Origin of the sequence: Spirosoma sp. KCTC 42546 (assembly GCF_006965485.1) — a bacterium.
Lineage (GTDB): Bacteria > Bacteroidota > Bacteroidia > Cytophagales > Spirosomataceae > Spirosoma.
Window position 1 is genome coordinate 4,572,626 of sequence record NZ_CP041360.1, and the last position, 20,960, is coordinate 4,593,585.

Sequence of the window (20,960 nt, forward strand, 5' to 3'; positions counted from 1 at the left end):
TACATTAATTCTACCTTTCTATTAACCTATAAACCTAAAAATGAACATTTTATACTATCAATACGTAGTATAGTACATTTCCAGATAAGTGTCTACATTGGCCTGTTTTTTGGTAATTTGCCAGTAAAATCAGTATCCGAATGCGCTTACTCTACCTGTTCATTTTATTGCCATTTTCCCTTTTTGCACAGCCAACCCATCAGACTGCCACAGGCTGGCAGGAGCTAACCATTTCTGATGGTCTGTCGCAAGGCATGATTTTCAGCATTAAACAGGATCAAAAGGGATTTATCTGGGCGGCTTCAAGAGATGGTTTGAATCGGTACGATGGTCATAATTTTACCATATTCACCCATGATCCCTACAACGAGTTTAGCCTTTCGGGCGATTACTGCACGGCCTTACTGATTGATAGTCATCAACGACTTTGGGTCGGCACCTTAAATCAGGGCCTCAATCTCTTTGATGATCGAACACAGCGTTTTTATCATGTCGACATCCGCGACCAGAAAGCGTCCAACACGGGGAGTTTTGAAATTCAGCTCCTGGCCGAAGACCCCCAGGGTAATATCTGGGTAAACACGGCCCAGGGAAAGCTTTTCAAAATAAGCGTACCAAACTCACTTAAAACCAGCTTTCCCGATCGTCCTAACTTTACGAATCAGATAAAGTCTCAGGAAATTACCTTACCCGATATGGGTGTCAATGCCATAGCTCATCATATTAGTTTTCGGGCTGATGGGCAGGCGTTGGTGGGTACGAGCTATGGGATGTATTCCCTAAACTGGCGTCAACCTCACAAAGCAGCGAAAACAACCCTTTTTTCGGGCGAATTCGGCGAATTTTTTTCTTTGTATGACGACCCGACAGCAGACTTTTGGGCGGCCAGCACCAGCAATAAGATCGTTTGTTGGCAGCATGGTGTTCAGAAAACAATTCCCTTACCTAAAAAGGACAATTTCAGCGTTCGCCTGAAAGCCATCGATGCAAACACCATCTACATTGCCGCCACTGATTTCCTGTGGGTGATGTCGCCAGCAGAACTGTTTCAGCAGGATAGCCTGACGGCCCGCAATGCATTCCTTGCAGTTCCACCCAATTTATTTGCCATTACGGATATGCTCAAAGACCGAACCGGAAATCTATGGATCGGAACGAGCGGATACGGGTTGCGGAAGTTCAATCCCAGAGTTAAACAATTTCATGCCTATCTGCCCAATACCTCCCTTACCTATTTATATCAGGACCGCCAGGGACGCCTGTATGCCCGCTACCAATTTGCCTATGGTTTGTTGGATAAACCAGCTAACCGATTGGTACCTTTTTTAAGCAATAGTCTCCCCCCCGCCGACCAGCGTCAGCGCTTTATGATGCAGGATCGTCAGGGCTTTTTTTGGGTTTCGAACGTCAACTTCGAAACCCATTACCAGCAATTATTCAAGTTTTCGCCAACCTGGCAACTCCTCAAAAAGTATCCGATCCCCCCCAATGCATCCTACGGTTTCTATGGAAACCAGACGCTGGAAGATAAAACCGGTAACCTCTGGATTGGGGCCAATAATGGCAAATTGATGCGGTTTGACCCGAAAACCGAAACGTTTCAGGTATACAGCTACCAGTTTTTGCTCCCACAAAGTGGTGCCGAAATTGAAACCTCAGCACTCTATGCGGATCAGGCAGGTACGCTCTGGATTGGTACCCAGCAAGGATTGATCCGGGCCAACCATCCGCAGACTACACCCGCTTTTTCGATTTACAAAAACTCCAAAACAAATCGACAGAGCCTTAGCAATAACTCTGTATCGAGTGTTATCAGTGACCCTTACCAGCCCGCTCAGTATCTTTGGATCAGCACCAAAGGTGGTGGACTGGAACGGCTGGATAAGCAAACGGGCCAGTTCACCCATTTTACGGAAGCCCAGGGCCTGCCCAACAAAGTCGTGTATGGCATTCTGGTCGACGAGTTCAAGAACCTCTGGATGAGCACCAACCGTGGCCTGGCTCAGTTTAACCCCAGAACGTTTCAGTTTCGCAATTATACCAAAGCAGATGGGCTACAGGACGATGAATTTAACACGGGCTCGTTCTTTAAAACCCCTACGGGTGAATTACTTTTTGGTGGAGTAAACGGGCTGACTGCCTTTCGGGCGTCGGCGTTGAAGCAGAAAGACGCCCGCCCACCACTGGTTAACATCATCGGCCTGAAAGTGAACAATGAACCCATTCGGGTGGGAGCCCCAGACGGTATTTTAAATGAAAGCATTGAACACACGCAGGTGCTCGATTTATCGCACAACCAAAACCTGGTGACACTCGAATTCGGCGTGATGGATTATACGAATTCGATCAAAAACCGGTATCGATATCGCCTGGAAGGAGTTGATGAGAAGTGGGTGGAAGCCGGTACCAACCGCTTTGCCAATTACACCCACCTGCCCGATGGCAATTTTCGGTTTGAGATGATGGGCTCCGCCGATGGCGAACTCTGGAGTAAGCCAGTCGTGTTACAGATTCGCGTTCATCCCCCCTTTTACCGAACCTGGTGGGCTTACCTGCTCTATTTATCCACTATACTCTTTATTGGCTGGCAGCTATATCGGTTCCAGACACAACGACTACTGCTTCAGCAACAGGTTGACTTTGAGCAAAAAGAAGCCTCCCGCCTAGCCGAACTTGATACCTTAAAGACGCAATTTTTCGCCAATATATCCCACGAATTCAGAACTCCGCTTACCCTTATTCTGGGTCCTATTGAACAGGCCATTCAGGAATATGCCCACGACCAGCGCTTTCCCCTCATCCAGCGAAACGCCAATCGGCTTTTGAGCCTGATCAATCAGCTCCTTGAACTGAGTAAGCTCGAAGCCGGTCAGCTCAAACCCGAACTCAGTCCAGGCGATATCGCCGGCTTCTTCCGAACCTTAGCCAGTTCGTTTAGTTCGCTGGCCGAGAGTCGACAGATTCAATTCCGTTTCACGCAGAACCAGTCGGAGCAATGGGCTGAATTCGATCGTGACAAGCTGGAAAAGATTACGACGAACTTACTGTCTAACGCCTTTAAGTTCACGGCTGCCGGCCAGTCGGTGGAGATGCGGGTCAAGTATCCTACTCCCGGAAACTCAGGGACTATGACGCTCCACATCACTGATACAGGTATTGGCATTGCCCCCACTCACCTGGCTCACATCTTTGAACGGTTCTACCAGGTTGATGGTCAGCTAAACCGGCCCTACGAGGGAACAGGTATTGGATTAGCACTCGTAAAAGAACTGGTAACTATACTCAATGGTACCATTGACGCCACCAGTACCGAAGGCGTTGGGACTACCTTTACGGTAACCCTACCCTTGGTAACGATCACCAAACCAGCACCCGCGTTTATCAATGCAGTTGAGCCCTCCCTGACTACAGAGTTTGTAGCGGCAACACTGGGATCAGTCTCTTCACCAACTAGTTTACAGCCCAACCAGCTCGATAGTAGCCATGAAAATGTGATGCTTATCATCGATGATAATGCAGATATCCGGGCCTATGTTCGGAGTGTGTTTCAGAACGATTACCAGATTATTGAAGCCATCGACGGACAGGAAGGGCTTGACAAAGCAACCGTATCACTTCCCAATATTGTCGTCTGCGACCTGATGATGCCCCGGCTCGACGGGTTTGGGTTTTGCCGTGCCCTAAAAACGCAGGAAGCCACCAGTCATATTCCGGTGGTGATGCTAACTGCTAAAGCTACCGTTGAAGACCGTATTGAGGGTTTTGAATTAGGTGCCGACGAGTACCTGACCAAACCCTTCAACCAGGCCGAGATTCAGGCCCGGGTTCATAACCTGATTCAACAGCGCGAGCGGCTCTATCAGTATATGGCGCTACGAAACATCGACCCAGCTCTAACCCTAGCTGCTCCAACGCTGTTCTCTACAGAACATAAGTTTGTCGAGCGCCTGACAGCCATAGTCAACGAGCAAATCACCAATCCCGACTTCAGTGTCGAGGCTTTGGCGGAGGCTGCCAATCTGAGTCGTGCTCAACTTCACCGCAAGCTTAAAGCACTTACCCAAACTACCGCAACGAACTTCATTCAGGATATTCGGCTTACCAAAGCGGCTCAGTTGCTTTCCCAAACGGAACAGAACGTCACCCAGGTGGCCTTTGCCGTAGGCTTCGAGAATCCCTCCTACTTTGCCAAGCTCTTTAAGGAACGCTACGGAGTTTTACCCTCCCAGTTCGGTAAGGGCTCTACCCCTACCAGAACCTAGCATTCCGGATTCAACCACGACTTATTACGGATCCTTTTCCTGCAAAAAAGCCCTAGAATAAGGGCTTTTTTGACACCATGCAACCAGAGTGGCAGGATATGCAACGAGAATGGTAGCGAAATAATGAGCGATAACGGTACTTGCCAACCTATTGATCGACTATACTTTGCGAATCAATTCTAGTATCTCCTCGCCCATGACTAAACCAATCTACCTCCACCAAAACGGTCACGTTTCGACTTACGCGGCCCTCAAGTCTGCTCAGTACGAACTCAGAATGCACCTTCCGAATACCGGAAAAATCATCCTGCCCATGGCCGACCTGATGTACTTGCAGGCCGCCAGTAATTACTGCTGGCTGCATTGGAAAGATGGCCAGCGGATATTGACCCCTCGTACCCTGAAATATTACGAACCCATGTTGCCCGAAGCCTGGTTTGTTCGCCCCCATCGCAACTGTATTGTCAATATCCACTACATTGACCGGATGGAATATCTGTATCCTGATAAGGGAGGTCTGCTTCACTTACACTCGGGAGAAATACTTCCGGTATCGCGTCGGCGCTGGGTAGACATTAAGAATACCTACAAACACATGCGTAGCCAACAAGCGCTACCACTGAACTAGAGGCTATCACGTCCACTCAGTTTTGATTGTAGCCGAGTGGCATAGTCTCTAGTTCAGTTTAGAGTGACATTACTTATTGGATGGGTTACACGTCTAAGGTATACGTGTACTAAAGTCCCGGTCCTTGTCGCTCATGAAAACGCCAATCCACTTCCCGAAACAGCGCTGGCCAATAGTCCAAAACGTTCGGGAAGTTTTACCGTTCATACTTAGCCTGCTGATTTTCAGCCCCTCATCCGCACAAACATCATCAACTGATCCTGATCCTACGTATTGGATTAATTACGCACAGGCCTACTACAAAATTCCGATTGCGGAAAACGGCCTGTATCGGATTACAACGACGGAGTTAAAAAAGGCAGGCTTACCCGTCAACCAAATTGACCCGACAACAATACAGGTAGTTCACCGGGGTGTTGAGCAGGCTATTTATGTTGAAGGTGAGGCCGATAAACAGTTCGACCCCAGTGATTTTCTGGAATTTTATGGGCGTGGCAATGATGGCACCCAGGATTCTCTCCTGTATTGTGGCGACGAACCGCGTCCGCATCAGGCTCAACCTCATACCTACTACAGTCTCTTTAGCGATACCACTGCTTACTTTCTAACCTGGCGGCTCGATGGTAAACCAGGTAAACGAATGGTGGCCTACACAGATACGGTTTATGCCGGGATGAAAGCAGAACCTTATCATTGGGGAGAAGTACGCCAACTGTTGACAGATACCTACCCGCCCGGTACGATTTATCCATTGGGGGCAGGTTTTGACAACGGGGCCATTCTGACTAATTACGATCATGGCGAAGGCTGGACAGGGCCGGTCGTTAAAGCAACCGATCAATTTAGCCAGACAAGTACCCTCACAAATTATAGATCGATTACAAGCCCAACCGGCGAAACGGTCAATCCCAAAGTCAGTTTTTTACTGGTAGGCCGGAACACAGGCAAGCATCAGGTGCGCTGTATGGCGGGAGCCTCTGCCGCAACATTACAGGAAATTCGCACGGTTGATTTTACCAATTACGAAAGTGTACAAGTCGATGCAGAACTGAGGCCTACTGATATTGATCCGTCAGGTACGGTTACGCTCAGTATCCAACCTCAGGAAGACGGCGAGGAAATTTCACTCTCTTACCTAAAAATACAATACCCCCAACCTACCGATCTTGCCGGAGCTACTCAACAGGTTTTTCGACTGCGGGCAACTAACGAAGGTCGCTCCTTTCTTGACGTAAGCAATGCCTCCGCTAACACGCATTTAGTTGACATTAGTGATCCAAGCAACGTAGAACGAGTCAATGGGGATTTGATCGGTGGGCACTGGAGAGGAGTTGTCCACAAGACACAAACAAGCCGAATTCTGCTGGCCACCACTCAACCGCGAATGGTTCCTTCGATTGTACCTGTTTCGTTTCATCGGATTGACCCAAAGCAACCTGATTTTATCATCATCACCCATCCCCTGCTTCGGCAACCTGTTGGTGGCTATGCTGACCCGGTTCAGGCATATGCAGCCTATCGGGCCTCGGAAACGGGGGGCGATTTTGATACACTGACCGTGAACATCGACCAGTTGTTCAATCAGTTTAGCTACGGCGAACGCCATCCACTAGCTATCCGGCGGTTTGCCCAATACATGCTGCAAGGCGGAGGGGCTAACCCTAAATTTCTGTTTCTGATTGGTCAATCCCGCGATCCACAGCGGGTTCGTAAAGTACCCAACGCAGCCTGGCTGGACCTCATCCCCAATGCGGGCTGGCCTGGTTCCGACATTGGGCTGGTTGAAGGCCTGAACGGCGAATCATCCAACGTACCAGCCCTGCCCATTGGCCGACTGAATGCCAGCAACTCACAAAACGTATTGGACTATCTGAACAAAGTAAAAGAGCACGAAAACACAGGCGAACCCGCACTCTGGCGCAAGAACGTTTTGCACCTGAGCGGAGGACGAAGTCGCTATGAATTGTTGGCCTTTCGGAGTTATGTAGATGACTTCAAGTCGGTTATTGAAGCTCCCTACGCAGGTGGCCGAGTGGCAACACTATCTAAACAAACCGATAATCTGGTTGAATCATTGCCGGTATCAAACCTTATCAATCAGGGAGTTGGACTAATTACACTAGTTGGGCATTCGAGTTTAGATGTGGCTGATATCGATATTGGCTTCGTGAGTAACGACATACTGGGCTATCGGAATAAAGGCCGTTACCCTTTTTTACTGGTCAATGGGTGTGCAGCGGGCAATACATTTTTCGGCAGACCTACTTTTGGTTCCGATTGGGTACTGGCACCCAACAGAGGAGCAGTTCTCTTCCTGGCACATACTTACAACGGATTTGCCGGGCCGTTAAAAAATTACTCCGATCAAATATATGCGCTGTTTGCGGATAGCCAATACGTTGCGCAACCCATTGGGCTGATTCAGCAGGAAGCCATCCGACGCTATCTAAGAACAAACACGTCTATTTTCGATCTGACGACGGCCCAGCAAATGACCTTACAGGGCGATCCGGCCATACGGGTGTTTCCCTTCCCTACGCCCGATTTCGCCTTTGCCCCTGGTAGCCTACAGCTGCGGAATAGTCAGGGCGATTCACTAACAGCCCAGTCCGATTCTGCCCGTATCTCTGGCGTAGTCGTTAATTATGGCCGGGTTACAAACAGCCCGCTAAGCCTACGCATCCGACAGTACGAAGTCAATGGCAAGCTGCTTGGTGACTATCAGGTTACGCAGCGTTCCCCGGTGTATGCCGATACGCTGAGTTGGCTGATACCCGTTGTCAAATCAGCCGCAACATCCACTTACGTTGAGTTAGTTCTTGATCCTGATGACCAATTGAAGGAAGGGAACGAGCAGAATAATACAGAAGAAATTAGTATAGCTGGCTCGCCCTATAGTCTCCCGTTTACTCCTGATCGAACGCCCCCGTTGCTCGAAGTTGCCTTCGATGGTCGACGCATCGCCGATGGCGATTTCGTATCGGCCCGACCTGTTATCGATGTACTGGTTCAGGATGAGAATCGGCGCTTGTTACGCTCCGATACAACGGCCCTGGAACTCTATCTACAGCGCCCCTGCCTGGCTGGCGGTTGCCCCTACGAACGACTACACGTTCAAGGTACAGACACCCACTGGTCGCCTGCCGATAGTACAAATGCCTTTCGGCTCCGTTATCAACCAGGTCAGCCTTTAGCCGATGGACGTTACGCATTTGTTGCCGTTGGCAGCGATCTGAGTGGCAATCGGGCAGCTCCTTATCAGATTCATTTTTCGGTCAAAAGCCAGCCAGAGCTGATTGCCGCGGGTGTTTACCCCAATCCATTTACACATCAAACCCGCTTCTTTGTCTCCCTAACCGGGCTTACACCACCGGACAACATAACCATCCACATCACTGATCTGACAGGTCGTTCGGTTAAAATCCTTCGAAGTCCCTCCCGTGTGGGATTGACTGAGTGGTTTTGGGATGGTACTTCCGATACTGGCGATTTCCTTCCCAACGGCGAGTACCTCTATCGCATTGAAGGAGCAGACTTACCGCTCGCACCGATGGTTCGTCTGACCGGAAAAATTATTCTGAACCGATGAGCCAGGCGCGCGCCTTTTGCACTGGCTATTATATTCTGGGCATCGCCATGGCCATCCTCGTAGGGCTAAACCCGAATCACTTTACCAGTATCGACTCGGGCTACTATCTGCAATCGGCAACGAATTTACTGGCAGGGCACGGCTATGTGGTTCAGGAAAATGGGCAACTAATCTGGAACGGCACCTTCCCCATTGGCTATTCGGCATTGATTGCAAGCGTGTCGGGTTTGGCCGGACTACCTGTGTTGATAGCCTCCAAACTGGTCAACTATATAGCAATTGGTTTATCCAGTTACGGTTGGGTACGTCGACTGGGCGTGTCTCGGGCTAGCTGGCTTTTGGCGATTTGGGGAATTGGTAGTTTCCTAAAAATCGCCGTTTACAGTTGGAGCGAAACCGTATTTTTGGTCTTACTGGCTGAGTGGATCTGGTGTCTGCATCAATTTCTATTGAAACCCGTAACTAGTCGATCCTTCTCCCTGTTTCTGATCGGATTGAGCTTGTTTCTAACTCGCTACGCAGGTGGTTATGTAGTTGGACTAACCAGTAGTTTAGCGCTTATCGTCTGGCTATTTCCTGAAGTTGCCCAAACTCACCTAGGCGTTATCCAGCCGCGTTCAGTAGCCTTAAAGTTGGTGGCTATTTCAACGGCAGGAGTCGTTAGTATGGTTGCCTATTTCGAAATCAATCAGCACTTATCAGGCTCTTTCTTCGGGGGAGATCGTTTCTTACCTACTGAATCTACCAGCGAACTTTTGAAAATTTTCGGATGGGCAATCCTGAACGAGGGTCTGTTCATAAGGGACTTTTCACGAGTGGGATCAAATCAACTTGCCTGGATTGGACTTGGGGTGCAGTTGGTCTTATTGAGCGCTATGTATCGGCAATTTCGTCGGAATAAGTTATCCGAAACTAAACCGCTGGCCGTCACCTCCTTGATTCGGCTCTTCCTGTTCACCGCTAGTATCTATGTATTGGTTCTATTTACATTACGAGTCTTCAGCCCATTCAGCGATCCAACTTTTCGACTGATGGCCCCATTCACCTTTTGCCTACTCTTCGCAATAAGCATTGGGATTGGTGAATTGCCACAGAAGCAACAGCGAATTTTGAGAGTTTGGGGACTTCTTCTCTGGCTATGTTCATGGGTACAACTCCTGCCAGAGGCTAATCTATTACTTAAACTTGGCCAAATCTGGACGTCACTAGCAATTCATTTAGCTCTGTTTTAAGGTTATCTTGCATACGGTTTTATCTCCTCTGAATCATGAAAATCCTCCACTTATTCTGTTTGCTTCTATGTTTTCAACTTTCCAGTCAAGCCCAAAAGCCCAGAGCGCGCGACATTGGTATTCCCTTTGACGGTACTCCCGGAACATTCAACGCCATAACCGACGTAAAGGGTGTTGAAGTTGGCTACAGCACCATCATTTCCGGCGAAGGCAAAAACGTACTCGGCAAAGGCCCTGTTCGAACGGGCGTTACGGCCATTCTACCAAGAGGCAGAACCAACAACCCGGTGTTCGCCAACTGGTATTCGTTGAATGGCAATGGCGAAATGACCGGCACAACCTGGATAACGGAGTCCGGTTTTCTGGAAACACCTATCATGATAACCAATACCAATAGTGTGGGCGTGGTTCGGGATGCCGTATTGAAATGGTTTGTGGAAAAACATTGGTACAAGGAAAATTTCTGGTACACCTATCCGGTCGTCGCCGAGACCTACGATGGTTTTTTGAATGACATTTATGGCTTTCACGTGAAAGAAAGCAATGCGTATGAAGCCCTAAATACAGCCGCAACGGGCAAGCTGAAAGAGGGCAATGTGGGGGGTGGCACCGGCATGATGTGCCTGGGTTTTAAAGGCGGTACCGGCACCTCGTCCCGGGTAGTTAAAGTCAGGGATTCGACCTATACGGTTGGCGTACTGGTACAATCGAATTTTGGAGCGAAACGGAATCTGACTATTGCCGGCGTACCCGTTGGGGTTGAGTTAAAAGACACACTGAATTCAGTATTAAAAGCGCCACCCATCCATTACCGGCAAGAAGGCGATGGGTCCATTATCGTTGTCGTGGCTACCGATGCGCCCTTACTCCCCCATCAATTAAAACGAATAGCGGCACGGGTGCCTATTGGTGTTGGTAAAGTGGGTGGACGCGGAGAAAATGGGTCCGGGGATATATTCATTGCCTTTTCTACCGCTAACCCGAACGCGTTTCAGCGAACCTCATTCACAAAGGTTACTGAGTTGCCCAACGATTTAATAAATCCCTTATTCGAAGCCACGGTGCAGGCCGTTGAAGAAGCCATTATCAATGCCATGGTAGCCGCCGAAACGACGGAGGGTATAAACGGCAACAAATCCTACGCGCTGCCCCATAAGCTGGTTATGGATGTGTTGAAGAAGTATAATCGGGTGAAGTGATTCTGTCTGGGCCAAGCCAGACTTAATCCCAGCATTCCATAATTAGCAAATCCCCTGTCTGAGCACTAACACGCACAAAGCCGTCCTGAGCGGCCTCATTGCTACTGCTGGTACGATAACCAAGCGTGAGGGTAGCATCCTGAAGGTCATATTTCAACCCCTCCGATGTATAGCCCGTCACCGTTCCAACGGGAATCAACGAGATAGGCGTTCCCGCTTCATACCACTTCTCAAAGCGCCCAACGAGGGGAAAGATTTTAGAGTGATCGTCGATCATCACAATCCGAATCTGGTCTTTGTAACGAACAATACTGGTCATGTTAACAAGACTATGATCGGCCCGGCGGCCCGTGGCCCAAACGATGTTGACCGCCGGGTAGCCTCGTTCAATCAGGTACTCAATCCCTTTGTCGAGATCGGTTTTATCCTGATCAGGTGTGTGTACAACCTCCAGCGGATACTGCTGCGCCCGAATCTGATCGATGTCTACTGCCGACCCGTCGGACCGTTCATCAAAGTCGCCGAGCAGTACATCGACTTTAATACCCAGTTCGAGTACGCGCCAGATGGCACTATCGAGGACAACCACGGTTGGACTCCATTCCAGCAGTTGGCCCAGTAATTCTTCTGAACAGGCTTCGCCGTTGGCAATGAGTAGAGCGGGTTCCTGTTTTTCCCGGACAATATGATGAGATGACATAGTAGTCCAAAGATAAATGCCCAAGTCGTATCATTCCTTATTAATTTTGTCGGAATAACGACTCGTCAACATAGTGCAACGCGTTCTCCGTTTTCTGACTTTACCCCGTTTATTGGGTTTATTTGTGTTTCTTTTCTGCCTGGTGGCCGTTCAGAACTATCTACTTGGGTTTGGCAACTACAACAATTACCTGATGTTTGCCAAGCCGTTTCATAACCTGCTTATCAATAAGAGCATCTACGGGCTTCACCCGAATCTGTACGACGACAACTACAAATACAGCCCAACATTTGCCTGGCTGATGGGGCCGTTCTACTACCTGCCTACCCTGCTGGGCATGATTCTCTGGAATTTACTCAATACATTGGTGCTGCTGGCAGGTGTCTGGTTTTATTTATCCGACGAAAAAGACCCCTCGAAACAGCGACGCGCAGCGCTGCTCATTATTATACTGGAGGCCCTTATCACCGCCCAGAACCTGCAAAGCAACAACCTGATTGTAGGGGCTATGCTACTGGGCCTGTATCACCTGCGTAACGAACGAGTCTGGCAGGCAGCGTTTTTCTTTGTGCTCTGCTTATTCATTAAATTCTATGGCGTAGCAGCTGCAGGTTTCTTTTTGTTCTACCCAAAGAAGCCTCAGTTCATTCTGGCGATGGCCGTCTGGACGATCCTGTTTGCCATGGCACCACTTACCCTAATTCCTGTTGACAACCTGCTGGCGGAATACCGCGAGTGGTTCGATGTGATCGTGGAGAGCAAATTGGGCTTACAGGTATCGGTAATGGGCATTGCCCAAGCCTTTTTTGGAATGGCCAAAACGGACGAGAACTACCGCATTATCGAAGCCATTGGGGCCACGCTCTTCCTGCTTCCCTTCCTTCGGTTTGGGCTTTGGAAAGATCGGCTGTTTCAACGGCGAATGGTTGCCTACTTCCTCCTGTTTATGATTGTCTTCAACAAGATGGCCGAATCACCTACCTATGTGATGGCCGTTACGGGAGTAGCATTGTGGTGGGTAACGCTGGATGAATCAACACAACTGGATAAGATTTTACTGGCGCTGGTCATCATCTTCACGTCACTCTCACCCACCGACATTTTCCCTCAGGTGGTGCAGAAACAGGTTTTTCAACCTTATAACATCAAAGCGTTGCCGTGTTTGCTGGTGTGGGCGCGGGTGCAGTATCAAATCTGGACGCAACCCAATACCGCAACCCCTCCCTTACAATTCGCTTCGTAGGATTTTCTCGATATCAGCGGGGCTATCGACACTAGGAGTTTGGAAGTTTGTGGATACCAGTTTTATACGGTAGCCTGCTTCCAGCCAGCGTAATTGTTCCAGTGACTCAGCTTTCTCTAGCAGAGACGGAGGCAATTGGGTGATTTTCTCAAGAACATCGGCACGGTATGCATACAGCCCAACATGCCGATGATAGGCATGATGCACATGCCACTGATCCGGCTCAATACCCCACAAATACGGAACGGCTGAACGGCTGAAGTATAAAGCCTCATTTTGGGTATTAACAACAATCTTGGCTTCTTTCGGATCGTGCAACATAGCCGCGGAATCGACCGATGCCATTTGCGTTGCCAGTTCTACGGTTCCATCCAGAATAGCCGCTAATTCGTCAATCTGCGCCGGATCGATAAACGGTTCATCACCCTGAATATTCAGAACGTAATCCGATGAATCGCCAGGAATAAGGCCGTCGGCAATAAGCCGGTCGTAGGCTTCCCAGCAGCGGTCGGTGCCACTTGGATGATCGGTACGGGTCATTACAACTTCTTCGCCCAAGCGCCGAACGGCTTCCGCAATGCGTTCGTCGTCGGTTGCCACGACTACTTTATGTAAAGACGAGGCCTGTTGGCACTGTTCCAGCACGCGCTGAATCATAGATTTTCCGCCAATATCTGCCAGAGGTTTCCCTGGAAAACGAGTCGATCCGTACCGGGCGGGAATAATACCGATTATCATGTTTGTACCTTATGTTATTTCGGCTCGGGTCCGTTTGAGCCAACCACCCAATACGTGGATTCAACCGCCTGCCGTTGCTGGTAATAATTATCATAAGCAGGAAAATAGCGCAGTCGCTCATCCATAACGGAATCGAACTGCCCAAGTAATCCCAGTAAGAGTTCGCAGCCTTCACGCACGGCAAACTGGCCGCTTTGGCTACCGGTTACATAATCGACCAGTCCGTTTTTTATCACGTATTGCATAAACAGCGGGTTTGCATTCCGGCGAATCATGATGCGAACACCCGTCACTTCGGAGACGGATAAATCCAGCGCATCGTCGAAGAAAAACGCGACTTCGTGCGGTTGTAAGTTATGCTGATCCAGCAAATGGTGGAGGACGTCAATCTTATGCTTCGCCTGCGAATAACTGGCGTGGAAATGCTCCCGACGCACCAGGGTTTCGGAGAGGGTATTGGTCACTCCTGTTATAATGGCAGCAACGGGCAATTGTCCACCGTGATGCAGCCAAAGCCCAAATCGAAGGAGGTTTGTGCCCATGGAATCTACCTCACTAAACGAACTGCTGCCCGCTTCGGTCTTGATCCCGTCGTTGAAGACGCCATCCCAGTCAAACACAATGGCCCGTACAGCCTTCAGTTTCTCGGTTAACGTATCAACAGGCGTAATAAATTGCCCGCCCAAGGCGGAGAAGGTTTTTTCGATCATTTTAATGGATAATGTGCAATGAATAATGGATAATGAACAATGAGTACTAGAGGTTGAACCGCCCCATCTCACATTGTTCATTATCCATTACACATTATTCATTCCTTTAAGCCAGTTCCGGCAACGTGTTCCGATACTTTACTTCCACTGCGTGTAGTTCGAGCAGGGGTTTTAGGAATTCTTCCAGGTAGCGGATATCCAATTGACTGGCGGCATCGCAAAGGGCTTCGGATGGGCAAGTATGAGTTTCCACAAACAGACCATCGACACCCGCAGCAACACCCGCACGGGCCAGCACAGGCAGGTATTCACGCGCGCCACCTTTGGCATCGGCCGATGGAATACCGTACTTACGAATAGCGTGCGTTACATCGAACACAACCGGGTAATTGGTACGTGCCATGTGGTAGAACGCACGTGGATCGACCACCAGGTCATTGTAGCCGAAGGTGAAACCGCGCTCGGTCAGGATAATCTGGTCGTTGCCCGAATCTTCGATCTTTTTGACCGGGTGCTTCATGTTTTCAGGAGCCAGAAACTGCCCGTGCTTCACGTTCACAACCTTACCCGTTTTGGCAGCCGCCACAACCAGCATGGTTTGCATACATAGATAAGCCGGAATTTGGAGCACATCCACAACTTCAGCAGCGGGAGCGCACTGGTCTGGATAATGAACATCCGTCAGCAGTGGGAAGCCAAATTGCTCCTTCACTTTGGCCAGGATCTTCATGCCTTTATCAAGGCCTGGGCCATTGTAATAATTCAGGCTGGACCGGTTGTCTTTCTGAAAGGATGACTTATAGATGATCTTGATGCCAACGCGCTCCTGGATTTCCCGGAGTTGCTCGGCAACCGTCATCATAATTTTTTCATCTTCAATAACACAGGGACCGCTAATGAGAAATAACTCATCCGACCCGCATTCGATGTCGCCAACGCGAACGATTTTCTGAGACATTACTTTGTCGTTTTAAACTAACTGGCTATCATCCTTCTGCGGTTTCAGAAAGGAATTAAGCAAAATAAATCCGGCACCCACCATGACCGACACGTCAGCCATATTGAAGATACCCGTTTGAACAATGCCGAAACTGATGTGTAAAAAATCCATCACGGAACCGTAAGCCATACGATCTATGAGATTCCCGATGCCGCCACCAATGATAAAACAAGCACCGATAACAAATAGTCGGGGTGTATTGAATCGAATCAGCAGATACCAGAACCCAACAATCAGCGCCAATACAGGCATGATCAGCAATAATAGATTCTTTAACAGTGGGGGCAGTGATTCACCCAGGCTTAGAAAAGCACCTGTATTTTCGACCTTTGTAACTGTCAGGTGACTATCTAAAAGCCGGATACGTTCACCGTAAGCAATCTTGTCCCGCACAATGTTTTTCGATACCTGATCGCACCCAATATTCACCGATACAGTGAGTATAATGAGGAGGATTCTAATTATGTTTCGCATTACCTACCCAATACTATTACTCGTTTGATTTAACTAGTGTAATTCGCATTGCCTTTTCCGTAAGAACAATAAAGTGCAAAGGGGTGATTGGCTCTAAAAAATTAGCAAGAAAACGATTCAGTACAGTTATTTTATTTTCTATACGTTCATCTTCGAGCCGCAATAAAACGATACCACAGTGCGATAAATGATTCTTAAAAACTAATTCACCAAAATCTTTATCATTAGAAACAACTACTCTATTTTCGCTCACAGCATGAGCTAATACCTGCCAGTCAGACCACCCTGGCGATTGTTCTCCCACAGAATAAACATCATAGCCTTGTTCACGTAATCATCTGCCTACAGACGGACCAGTACATTCATCTACCAACCACTTCATCAAGCAGCCAGTGGAATCAATGTACTGCTCTCAAGCAGTTGACTTGCATAAGCCAAACAAGCCCGAATGTCTTCCTCTATGATATAAGGATACTCCATCAATAGTTCTTGATGGGTAACACCTTTAGCCAGTAAGCCCACAATAAACTGTACTGACAATCGAGTTCCAACAATAACAGGCTTACCTGTTAATACATCAGGATTCGATATGATTCGTTGTCTGATATCCATATATTTCTTTTACTTACAATCGTCGGAACAGATCTTTCAGCACGTCAATCGTGATGACTTCCTGCCAGTTATCGCCGATGGCGTGTAGCCACATGTGCGGCAGATTGTACGACACGTGTGCCATTTGCGTAAGCGTATCGTCACTCCATTCTTTTGACAGGCCCTGTGGCAAGTCAATCTGGTGATACGCGACCATCTCCTTGAACTCGGCTACCCCCTGCGGATAGTAGTCTTCGAGGTGATTCATGATCAGGCAATTGGCATAACAATGGCGGGTTCCCAGGATTTTCGACAGACCGTAGCTGAGTGCATGACAAACGCCTACTTCAGAATAGGTCAGGCTCAGGCCACCCATCATCGACGCTACCATTAGCTTATCATCATTTTCGGGTGTTTGTCCAGAATTTTCACCCAGGTAGACCTCCCGGCAAAGTTTCATGGACTGCTCGGCAAAGGCGTGCGAATAGGCATTGTTCAACCGGCCATTTTCCGACTCGATGCAGTGAATGTAGGTATCCATGCCCGTGTAAAACCACCAGTTACGGGGTACACTGGCAATCAATTCGGGATCGAGTACAATCTGGTTAAATACCGTCCATTCGCATTTAAGGCCCAGTTTTTTCACGGGGCCTGTCAAAACGGCGGTCATGGAAACTTCGGCCCCAGTTCCGGAAATGGTGGGTACACCAACGTGATAAACGCCCGGCTTTTTGATCAGATTCAGTCCCTGATAAAGCGTCGATGATCCTTCGTTGGTCAGCATCAGTGACAAGGCTTTGGCGATATCCATGATACTGCCCCCGCCAATGCCTACAACACCCGATGGAAGACCTTTTTTTGCCAGAATCTCATCCCGAAGCTGGTCGATCTGTTCGGTTGTGGGTTCGTGTTCCTCTACGCTGATATAATACGTCAGGTCTTCAGGGTGAGCCGGAACCTGGCCTTCCAGAGGTTTGCCTTTGAAATAGTTATCGACCAGAAAGACAAAATAACCTTCGTTCTCGACTCGTTTCGGAGCCAGAATCTCATCGAGTTGCGAAAAGCTCCCCCGACCGAAAACGGTCTTCTCAACGCCTTTAAAATTTTTATGCGTGGTTTGTGTTGGTGTTGCTACCATTGTGTTGTTAAACCATATTGGCTGAAAAAATTACGCTTCTACCAGGGTTGCTTTCCGCACAGCGGCTTCGATGTTGGCGGCTAATGTGGCCACTTCTTCTGAAGTCCAGCTTGCCCGGATTCCGAAGGAGATCAACCGACCAATCGTCGCTTGTGCGTTCGGGATATAGAGGTTTTTATAGTCCTGTGGCGCACCAAATTTTTCGATGGCTAATGGGGCAGCCGTCTTCATTTCCTTGATGTGATTCCACTGGTTAATGAAGTGGTACATGTTCGTGAACCAGTAGTTGAACCCACCCACGCCAGCGGCATTCAGCTCGGCAACTGTGCGCTGTGCCGAATCCGTATCAGCCAGCAGCAAATTCAGGAACGTAGCCGAGTCCCCGTTGGCATCCGGAATCGTCGCGAACGATAAGCCCGGTACATTTGCCAATGCCGACATAAGCTGACTTTTGTGGGCGTTATTGCTCTTGATGATTTCTGGTACCCGGCGCGTTTGTACCAGACCAACAGCAGCATGAAGCTCGCTGATGCGGTAATTGAAGCCCAGAATTGGGTGCTGTTCCATGCCCCGGTTAGAGCCTACATGGTCGTGACCGTGATCAGAGTACGAATCGGCGTGTTTATAGGCCGTTTCATCGTTGGTGACCATGATACCCCCTTCGCCCGCTGTTGCGATCTTGAAAAAATCGAACGAATAAGCTCCGGTTTTCCCCCAAAGACCCGTGGAAACGCCTTTGTAACTGGCACCCATTGCCTGACCAGCATCTTCAACAAGCACCAGATTATGCTCGTTCACGATAGCCATGATGGCGTCCATATTAGCCATCTGACCACACATGTGCACCAGGCAAATGGCTTTGGTCTTTGGTGTAAGCACCTTACGAATGCCGTCTGCGCTCAAACACAGCGTTTCGTCAATATCAGCAAAAACGGGGAGAGCACCCGCCATCAGAACCGCTTCGACCGTAGCGATGTACGTAAAAGGCGGTACAATAACCTCATCACCCGCACCGATTCCGGCGGCAGCTAAGGCACACAAAACGGCGGTTGAGCCGCTCGATAGAGCGTGCGCGTACTTGGCGCCAACCACCTTGGCAACCTCAGCCTCAAACTCGCGGGCTTTGTAAATATTGTTGCGTTGCGCTTCGTGATTATACCGAAACAGGATACCGGTCTCGAGCACATCATTGATTTCCTTGCGCTCAGCCGCTCCAAAAAATTCCATTCCTGGCATGACGTAGACTGTTTAGTAAGTCGCTTCAGAAGTTAAGATATTAAGAAGCGGCTTTTTTTCTGCAAAAGTACAGGTTTTAAACCGAGAACGAATATATCGTTTCAGGAAGGTACGCTGTCAATATAGAATTCGTTTCTCCAAAGCGATCCATTCCTGAAAAACGGCATCTGCTTCGTCTCGTAAAAGCTGGTGCATGGGAATGTGCCGTTGCTCACGCGGTTTATCTAATTCTTCATAAATAAACTGATCGTCGAAACCAGCTCCAGCGGCATCGGAATGAAACGCCCCGTACACAATCCGGCTGGGGCGTGCCCAGTAAATAGCACCCAAACACATAGGACAGGGTTCGCAGGAAGCGTAAAGTGTGCAATCGGCCAATTGAAACGTACCCAGATTTCGGCAGGCATCCCGAATAGCCACAACCTCCGCATGGGCGGTCGGGTCGTTTGTGGAGGTGACCTGATTGCAGCCACGCCCAACTATTTCACCATTTCGGACAACTACAGAGCCAAAAGGCCCGCCTTGTCCGGTTGTCATACCCTCGCGCGCCAGTTGGATGGCCTCGCGAAGAAATTGTTCATCCTGATCTGTCATTTTTTATGGTCATATATTGTCATAGGTAGTCATTCGTTGTCATTTAGTGTGATTGCCTGATTGGTTAACAGCGAATGACCATACATGACAACGAATGACTACCTATGACAAGTTTTTAAAGAGCGGCAAGATACTTGGTGACTGCCAGTTGAGCGGCACTATTTTTCTGGAATGTATCGGGAGCCAGTGCATCACGGAGGGATTCATACAGATACATGACTTCCCACATGCTACTCAACAGGGTTGTTCGGTCAGGCATGGATACGGTCTTACGAAGTTGCGTAAGCTCCTGCACACCAAACGTAGTTTCTGCCCGGCGAACCCCGCGTGGTAAACTCGAATTTTTAAGGTGTAACATGGGTCCAAGTACCGCATTTCGAACAAAAGCAAGAAAATCAATGGCTTCGAAAAACTCACCCCGACCCACTTTTAGGGCAGCATAATGTGCCCAAATCCAGAACCGATCTTCGGCCCACTGAAAATCGAAAGGTGGATATTGTGCCATTGACTGCTGGATAATGTTCGTCAATGTCTGATCCCGCTCCCAAAGTATGGTTGGGTCTTCTACGCGATGATAAAATTCTTCCGGCGTCAGGAACTTGATATCGACGTGCAGTAACGAGGTCGCATACAGTACAATCAACAGGCGGGGCTCACCCACGTGATCACCCCGAAAGGAAGCTAATACAGGCCCAAAATTGGCCGCATAGGCTTGCATCTGATTCACATCGGGAGCGATTTTCCGGTTCGTCATCAGTACCAGATCGAGGTCAGAATACGCATCCAGTTCACCCGACGCCCAGGAACCACCGGCTGCTAATCCAACCGTTTCGGGGTCCTGCTGTATGAACTCAATAGCTTTTGAAATGAAGGATTGAAAAGGTTTTAAGTGATCTTGCATGGCTCGTTGCCGTTGGTAAATTATCGCAGAACGGCTCAGTTTAATGATAAGTTCAGCCGATAACTGGCTTTCTATAGCTTACGTCCGCCGTTTAGCGGATCGGAATAGCCACGCCAACACCCGCTGGCCCGGCAGAAAGAAGAACCCGTTCCTGCTTATCGCCCCGATTTTTGGCAATGAAATAGTTGACCAGATCGAAGGCGAGTAAAAACCCGCCCTGTGCCATAATTGATTTACCATATCCGCTAAGTTGATCGGCCTTGTCTGGATGCGACTCCGCGCGCTCCCGCAAATACCCGCCACCAATCACGTAGGCAACATCAAGTCCGGCATTGATCAACAACAGCTGTTTCATGTTCTCGTGTTGCCGAACCGCATCAGCCAACGTTTCACCATCTGCCTTTCGCTTGCGCGATCCTAGTAGTCCCGCTCCGGCAATACCGAGATTGACCAGATTCCAGTAGACATTCATTTTGTGAAAATATTTCGTTTCACCCGATGTCTGACTTGCGGCAACAGCTCCAACCGCAATATTGGCCAGGGCGAAGCTACCCAGCGTGAGGCCAAGTGTTTTCTGGTGCTTAATCCGCTGTTCGCTAAACTCCCGAAGTTCGGGCGGAGGGGATGCGCGTTGGGCTGTTGCGGCCTGATAGAGAAGTAATGAGCTGGCAGCAAGGAAAATATGTCGAATCGGGTTCATAGTATATGAATGAGCACAGGCCTTT

At 48.9% G+C, this 20,960-nt stretch carries 18 protein-coding genes; 6 read left to right on the plus strand and 12 right to left on the minus strand.

The features are described from left to right. Positions 1 to 140: 140 nt before the first annotated feature. From EXU85_RS18770 to EXU85_RS18790, 5 genes are all read left to right on the plus strand, one after another. Positions 141 to 4,262: an ATP-binding protein gene (locus EXU85_RS18770; protein ID WP_142773556.1), complete on the plus strand. Its 4,122-nt coding sequence runs from the start codon at positions 141 to 143 to the stop codon at positions 4,260 to 4,262. Between the two features lie 196 nt (positions 4,263 to 4,458). Next, entirely contained in the window at positions 4,459 to 4,890 is a 432-nt protein-coding gene (locus EXU85_RS18775; RefSeq protein WP_142773557.1) for a LytTR family DNA-binding domain-containing protein, read from the plus strand. A gap of 133 nt (positions 4,891 to 5,023) precedes the next feature. Next, positions 5,024 to 8,479, plus strand: a complete 3,456-nt coding sequence (locus EXU85_RS18780) for a C25 family cysteine peptidase (protein WP_142773558.1) — start codon at positions 5,024 to 5,026, stop codon at positions 8,477 to 8,479. Beyond that, positions 8,476 to 9,711 carry a hypothetical protein gene (locus EXU85_RS18785; RefSeq protein ID WP_142773559.1) on the plus strand — a complete coding sequence of 412 codons (1,236 nt, stop codon included), beginning with the start codon at positions 8,476 to 8,478 and terminating at the stop codon, positions 9,709 to 9,711. Before EXU85_RS18780 ends, EXU85_RS18785 begins: the two co-directional genes overlap by 4 nt. 35 nt (positions 9,712 to 9,746) lie before the next feature. Next, complete coding sequence (locus EXU85_RS18790; RefSeq protein ID WP_142773560.1) at positions 9,747 to 10,910, plus strand: P1 family peptidase; 1,164 nt, start codon at positions 9,747 to 9,749, stop codon at positions 10,908 to 10,910. Positions 10,911 to 10,932: 22 nt separating this feature from the next. Here the strand turns inward: EXU85_RS18790 and EXU85_RS18795 are convergent, their stop codons facing one another. Then, the gene (locus tag EXU85_RS18795; protein WP_142773561.1) at positions 10,933 to 11,610 is read right to left on the minus strand and encodes a thiamine diphosphokinase; all 678 of its coding nucleotides are present in this window, start codon (positions 11,608 to 11,610) and stop codon (positions 10,933 to 10,935) included. A gap of 73 nt (positions 11,611 to 11,683) precedes the next feature. On the opposite strand from EXU85_RS18795, the gene EXU85_RS18800 reads away from it, so the two are divergent. Beyond that, positions 11,684 to 12,853 (plus strand): glycosyltransferase family 87 protein, encoded by a 1,170-nt coding sequence (locus tag EXU85_RS18800; RefSeq protein WP_246859151.1) that lies wholly within the window; start codon positions 11,684 to 11,686, stop codon positions 12,851 to 12,853. On the opposite strand, the gene kdsB is transcribed toward EXU85_RS18800, so the two are convergent. From kdsB to EXU85_RS18855, 11 genes are all read right to left on the minus strand, one after another. Further along, positions 12,836 to 13,591, minus strand: a complete 756-nt coding sequence (gene kdsB / locus EXU85_RS18805; RefSeq protein ID WP_142773563.1) for a 3-deoxy-manno-octulosonate cytidylyltransferase — start codon at positions 13,589 to 13,591, stop codon at positions 12,836 to 12,838. The genes EXU85_RS18800 and kdsB overlap by 18 nt on opposite strands. 14 nt (positions 13,592 to 13,605) lie before the next feature. Beyond that, positions 13,606 to 14,301, minus strand: a complete 696-nt coding sequence (locus tag EXU85_RS18810) for a phosphatase (RefSeq protein WP_371731917.1) — start codon at positions 14,299 to 14,301, stop codon at positions 13,606 to 13,608. A gap of 106 nt (positions 14,302 to 14,407) precedes the next feature. Next, positions 14,408 to 15,259: a 3-deoxy-8-phosphooctulonate synthase gene (gene kdsA / locus EXU85_RS18815; protein WP_142773564.1), complete on the minus strand. Its 852-nt coding sequence runs from the start codon at positions 15,257 to 15,259 to the stop codon at positions 14,408 to 14,410. A gap of 12 nt (positions 15,260 to 15,271) precedes the next feature. Then, on the minus strand, positions 15,272 to 15,775 hold the full coding sequence (gene lspA, locus EXU85_RS18820; protein WP_142773565.1) for a signal peptidase II: 504 nt from the start codon (positions 15,773 to 15,775) through the stop codon (positions 15,272 to 15,274). Positions 15,776 to 15,791: 16 nt separating this feature from the next. Next, on the minus strand, positions 15,792 to 16,079 hold the full coding sequence (locus EXU85_RS18825; RefSeq protein WP_142773566.1) for a DUF5615 family PIN-like protein: 288 nt from the start codon (positions 16,077 to 16,079) through the stop codon (positions 15,792 to 15,794). Positions 16,080 to 16,156: 77 nt separating this feature from the next. Beyond that, positions 16,157 to 16,387, minus strand: coding sequence for a DUF433 domain-containing protein (locus tag EXU85_RS18830; RefSeq protein WP_142773567.1), 231 nt, complete (start codon positions 16,385 to 16,387; stop codon positions 16,157 to 16,159). Between the two features lie 13 nt (positions 16,388 to 16,400). After that, positions 16,401 to 17,504 (minus strand): iron-containing alcohol dehydrogenase family protein, encoded by a 1,104-nt coding sequence (locus EXU85_RS18835; protein WP_142773568.1) that lies wholly within the window; start codon positions 17,502 to 17,504, stop codon positions 16,401 to 16,403. A gap of 30 nt (positions 17,505 to 17,534) precedes the next feature. Beyond that, positions 17,535 to 18,740, minus strand: coding sequence for a DegT/DnrJ/EryC1/StrS aminotransferase family protein (locus tag EXU85_RS18840; protein ID WP_246859152.1), 1,206 nt, complete (start codon positions 18,738 to 18,740; stop codon positions 17,535 to 17,537). Between the two features lie 117 nt (positions 18,741 to 18,857). Next, positions 18,858 to 19,334, minus strand: coding sequence for a nucleoside deaminase (locus EXU85_RS18845; protein ID WP_142773569.1), 477 nt, complete (start codon positions 19,332 to 19,334; stop codon positions 18,858 to 18,860). Positions 19,335 to 19,449: 115 nt separating this feature from the next. Then, entirely contained in the window at positions 19,450 to 20,235 is a 786-nt protein-coding gene (locus EXU85_RS18850) for an aminoglycoside 6-adenylyltransferase (RefSeq protein WP_142773570.1), read from the minus strand. A gap of 91 nt (positions 20,236 to 20,326) precedes the next feature. Further along, on the minus strand, positions 20,327 to 20,935 hold the full coding sequence (locus EXU85_RS18855) for a hypothetical protein (RefSeq protein WP_142773571.1): 609 nt from the start codon (positions 20,933 to 20,935) through the stop codon (positions 20,327 to 20,329). Positions 20,936 to 20,960: the final 25 nt, after the last annotated feature.

Bases quoted from the DNA above. Each gene is read 5' to 3' on its own strand.
- EXU85_RS18790 (WP_142773560.1), top strand. From the start codon at position 9,747: ATGAAAATCCTCCACTTATTCTGTTTGCTTCTATGTTTTCAACTTTCC.
- EXU85_RS18770 (WP_142773556.1), top strand. From the start codon at position 141: ATGCGCTTACTCTACCTGTTCATTTTATTGCCATTTTCCCTTTTTGCA.
- EXU85_RS18840 (WP_246859152.1), bottom strand. From the start codon at position 18,740: ATGCCAGGAATGGAATTTTTTGGAGCGGCTGAGCGCAAGGAAATCAAT.
- EXU85_RS18785 (WP_142773559.1), top strand. From the start codon at position 8,476: ATGAGCCAGGCGCGCGCCTTTTGCACTGGCTATTATATTCTGGGCATC.
- EXU85_RS18795 (WP_142773561.1), bottom strand. From the start codon at position 11,610: ATGTCATCTCATCATATTGTCCGGGAAAAACAGGAACCCGCTCTACTC.
- EXU85_RS18850 (WP_142773570.1), bottom strand. From the start codon at position 20,235: ATGCAAGATCACTTAAAACCTTTTCAATCCTTCATTTCAAAAGCTATT.
- EXU85_RS18810 (WP_371731917.1), bottom strand. From the start codon at position 14,301: ATGATCGAAAAAACCTTCTCCGCCTTGGGCGGGCAATTTATTACGCCT.
- EXU85_RS18830 (WP_142773567.1), bottom strand. From the start codon at position 16,387: ATGGATATCAGACAACGAATCATATCGAATCCTGATGTATTAACAGGT.
- kdsB (WP_142773563.1), bottom strand. From the start codon at position 13,591: ATGATAATCGGTATTATTCCCGCCCGGTACGGATCGACTCGTTTTCCA.
- EXU85_RS18845 (WP_142773569.1), bottom strand. From the start codon at position 19,334: ATGACAGATCAGGATGAACAATTTCTTCGCGAGGCCATCCAACTGGCG.
- lspA (WP_142773565.1), bottom strand. From the start codon at position 15,775: ATGCGAAACATAATTAGAATCCTCCTCATTATACTCACTGTATCGGTG.
- EXU85_RS18855 (WP_142773571.1), bottom strand. From the start codon at position 20,935: ATGAACCCGATTCGACATATTTTCCTTGCTGCCAGCTCATTACTTCTC.
- kdsA (WP_142773564.1), bottom strand. From the start codon at position 15,259: ATGTCTCAGAAAATCGTTCGCGTTGGCGACATCGAATGCGGGTCGGAT.
- EXU85_RS18780 (WP_142773558.1), top strand. From the start codon at position 5,024: ATGAAAACGCCAATCCACTTCCCGAAACAGCGCTGGCCAATAGTCCAA.
- EXU85_RS18775 (WP_142773557.1), top strand. From the start codon at position 4,459: ATGACTAAACCAATCTACCTCCACCAAAACGGTCACGTTTCGACTTAC.
- EXU85_RS18835 (WP_142773568.1), bottom strand. From the start codon at position 17,504: ATGGTAGCAACACCAACACAAACCACGCATAAAAATTTTAAAGGCGTT.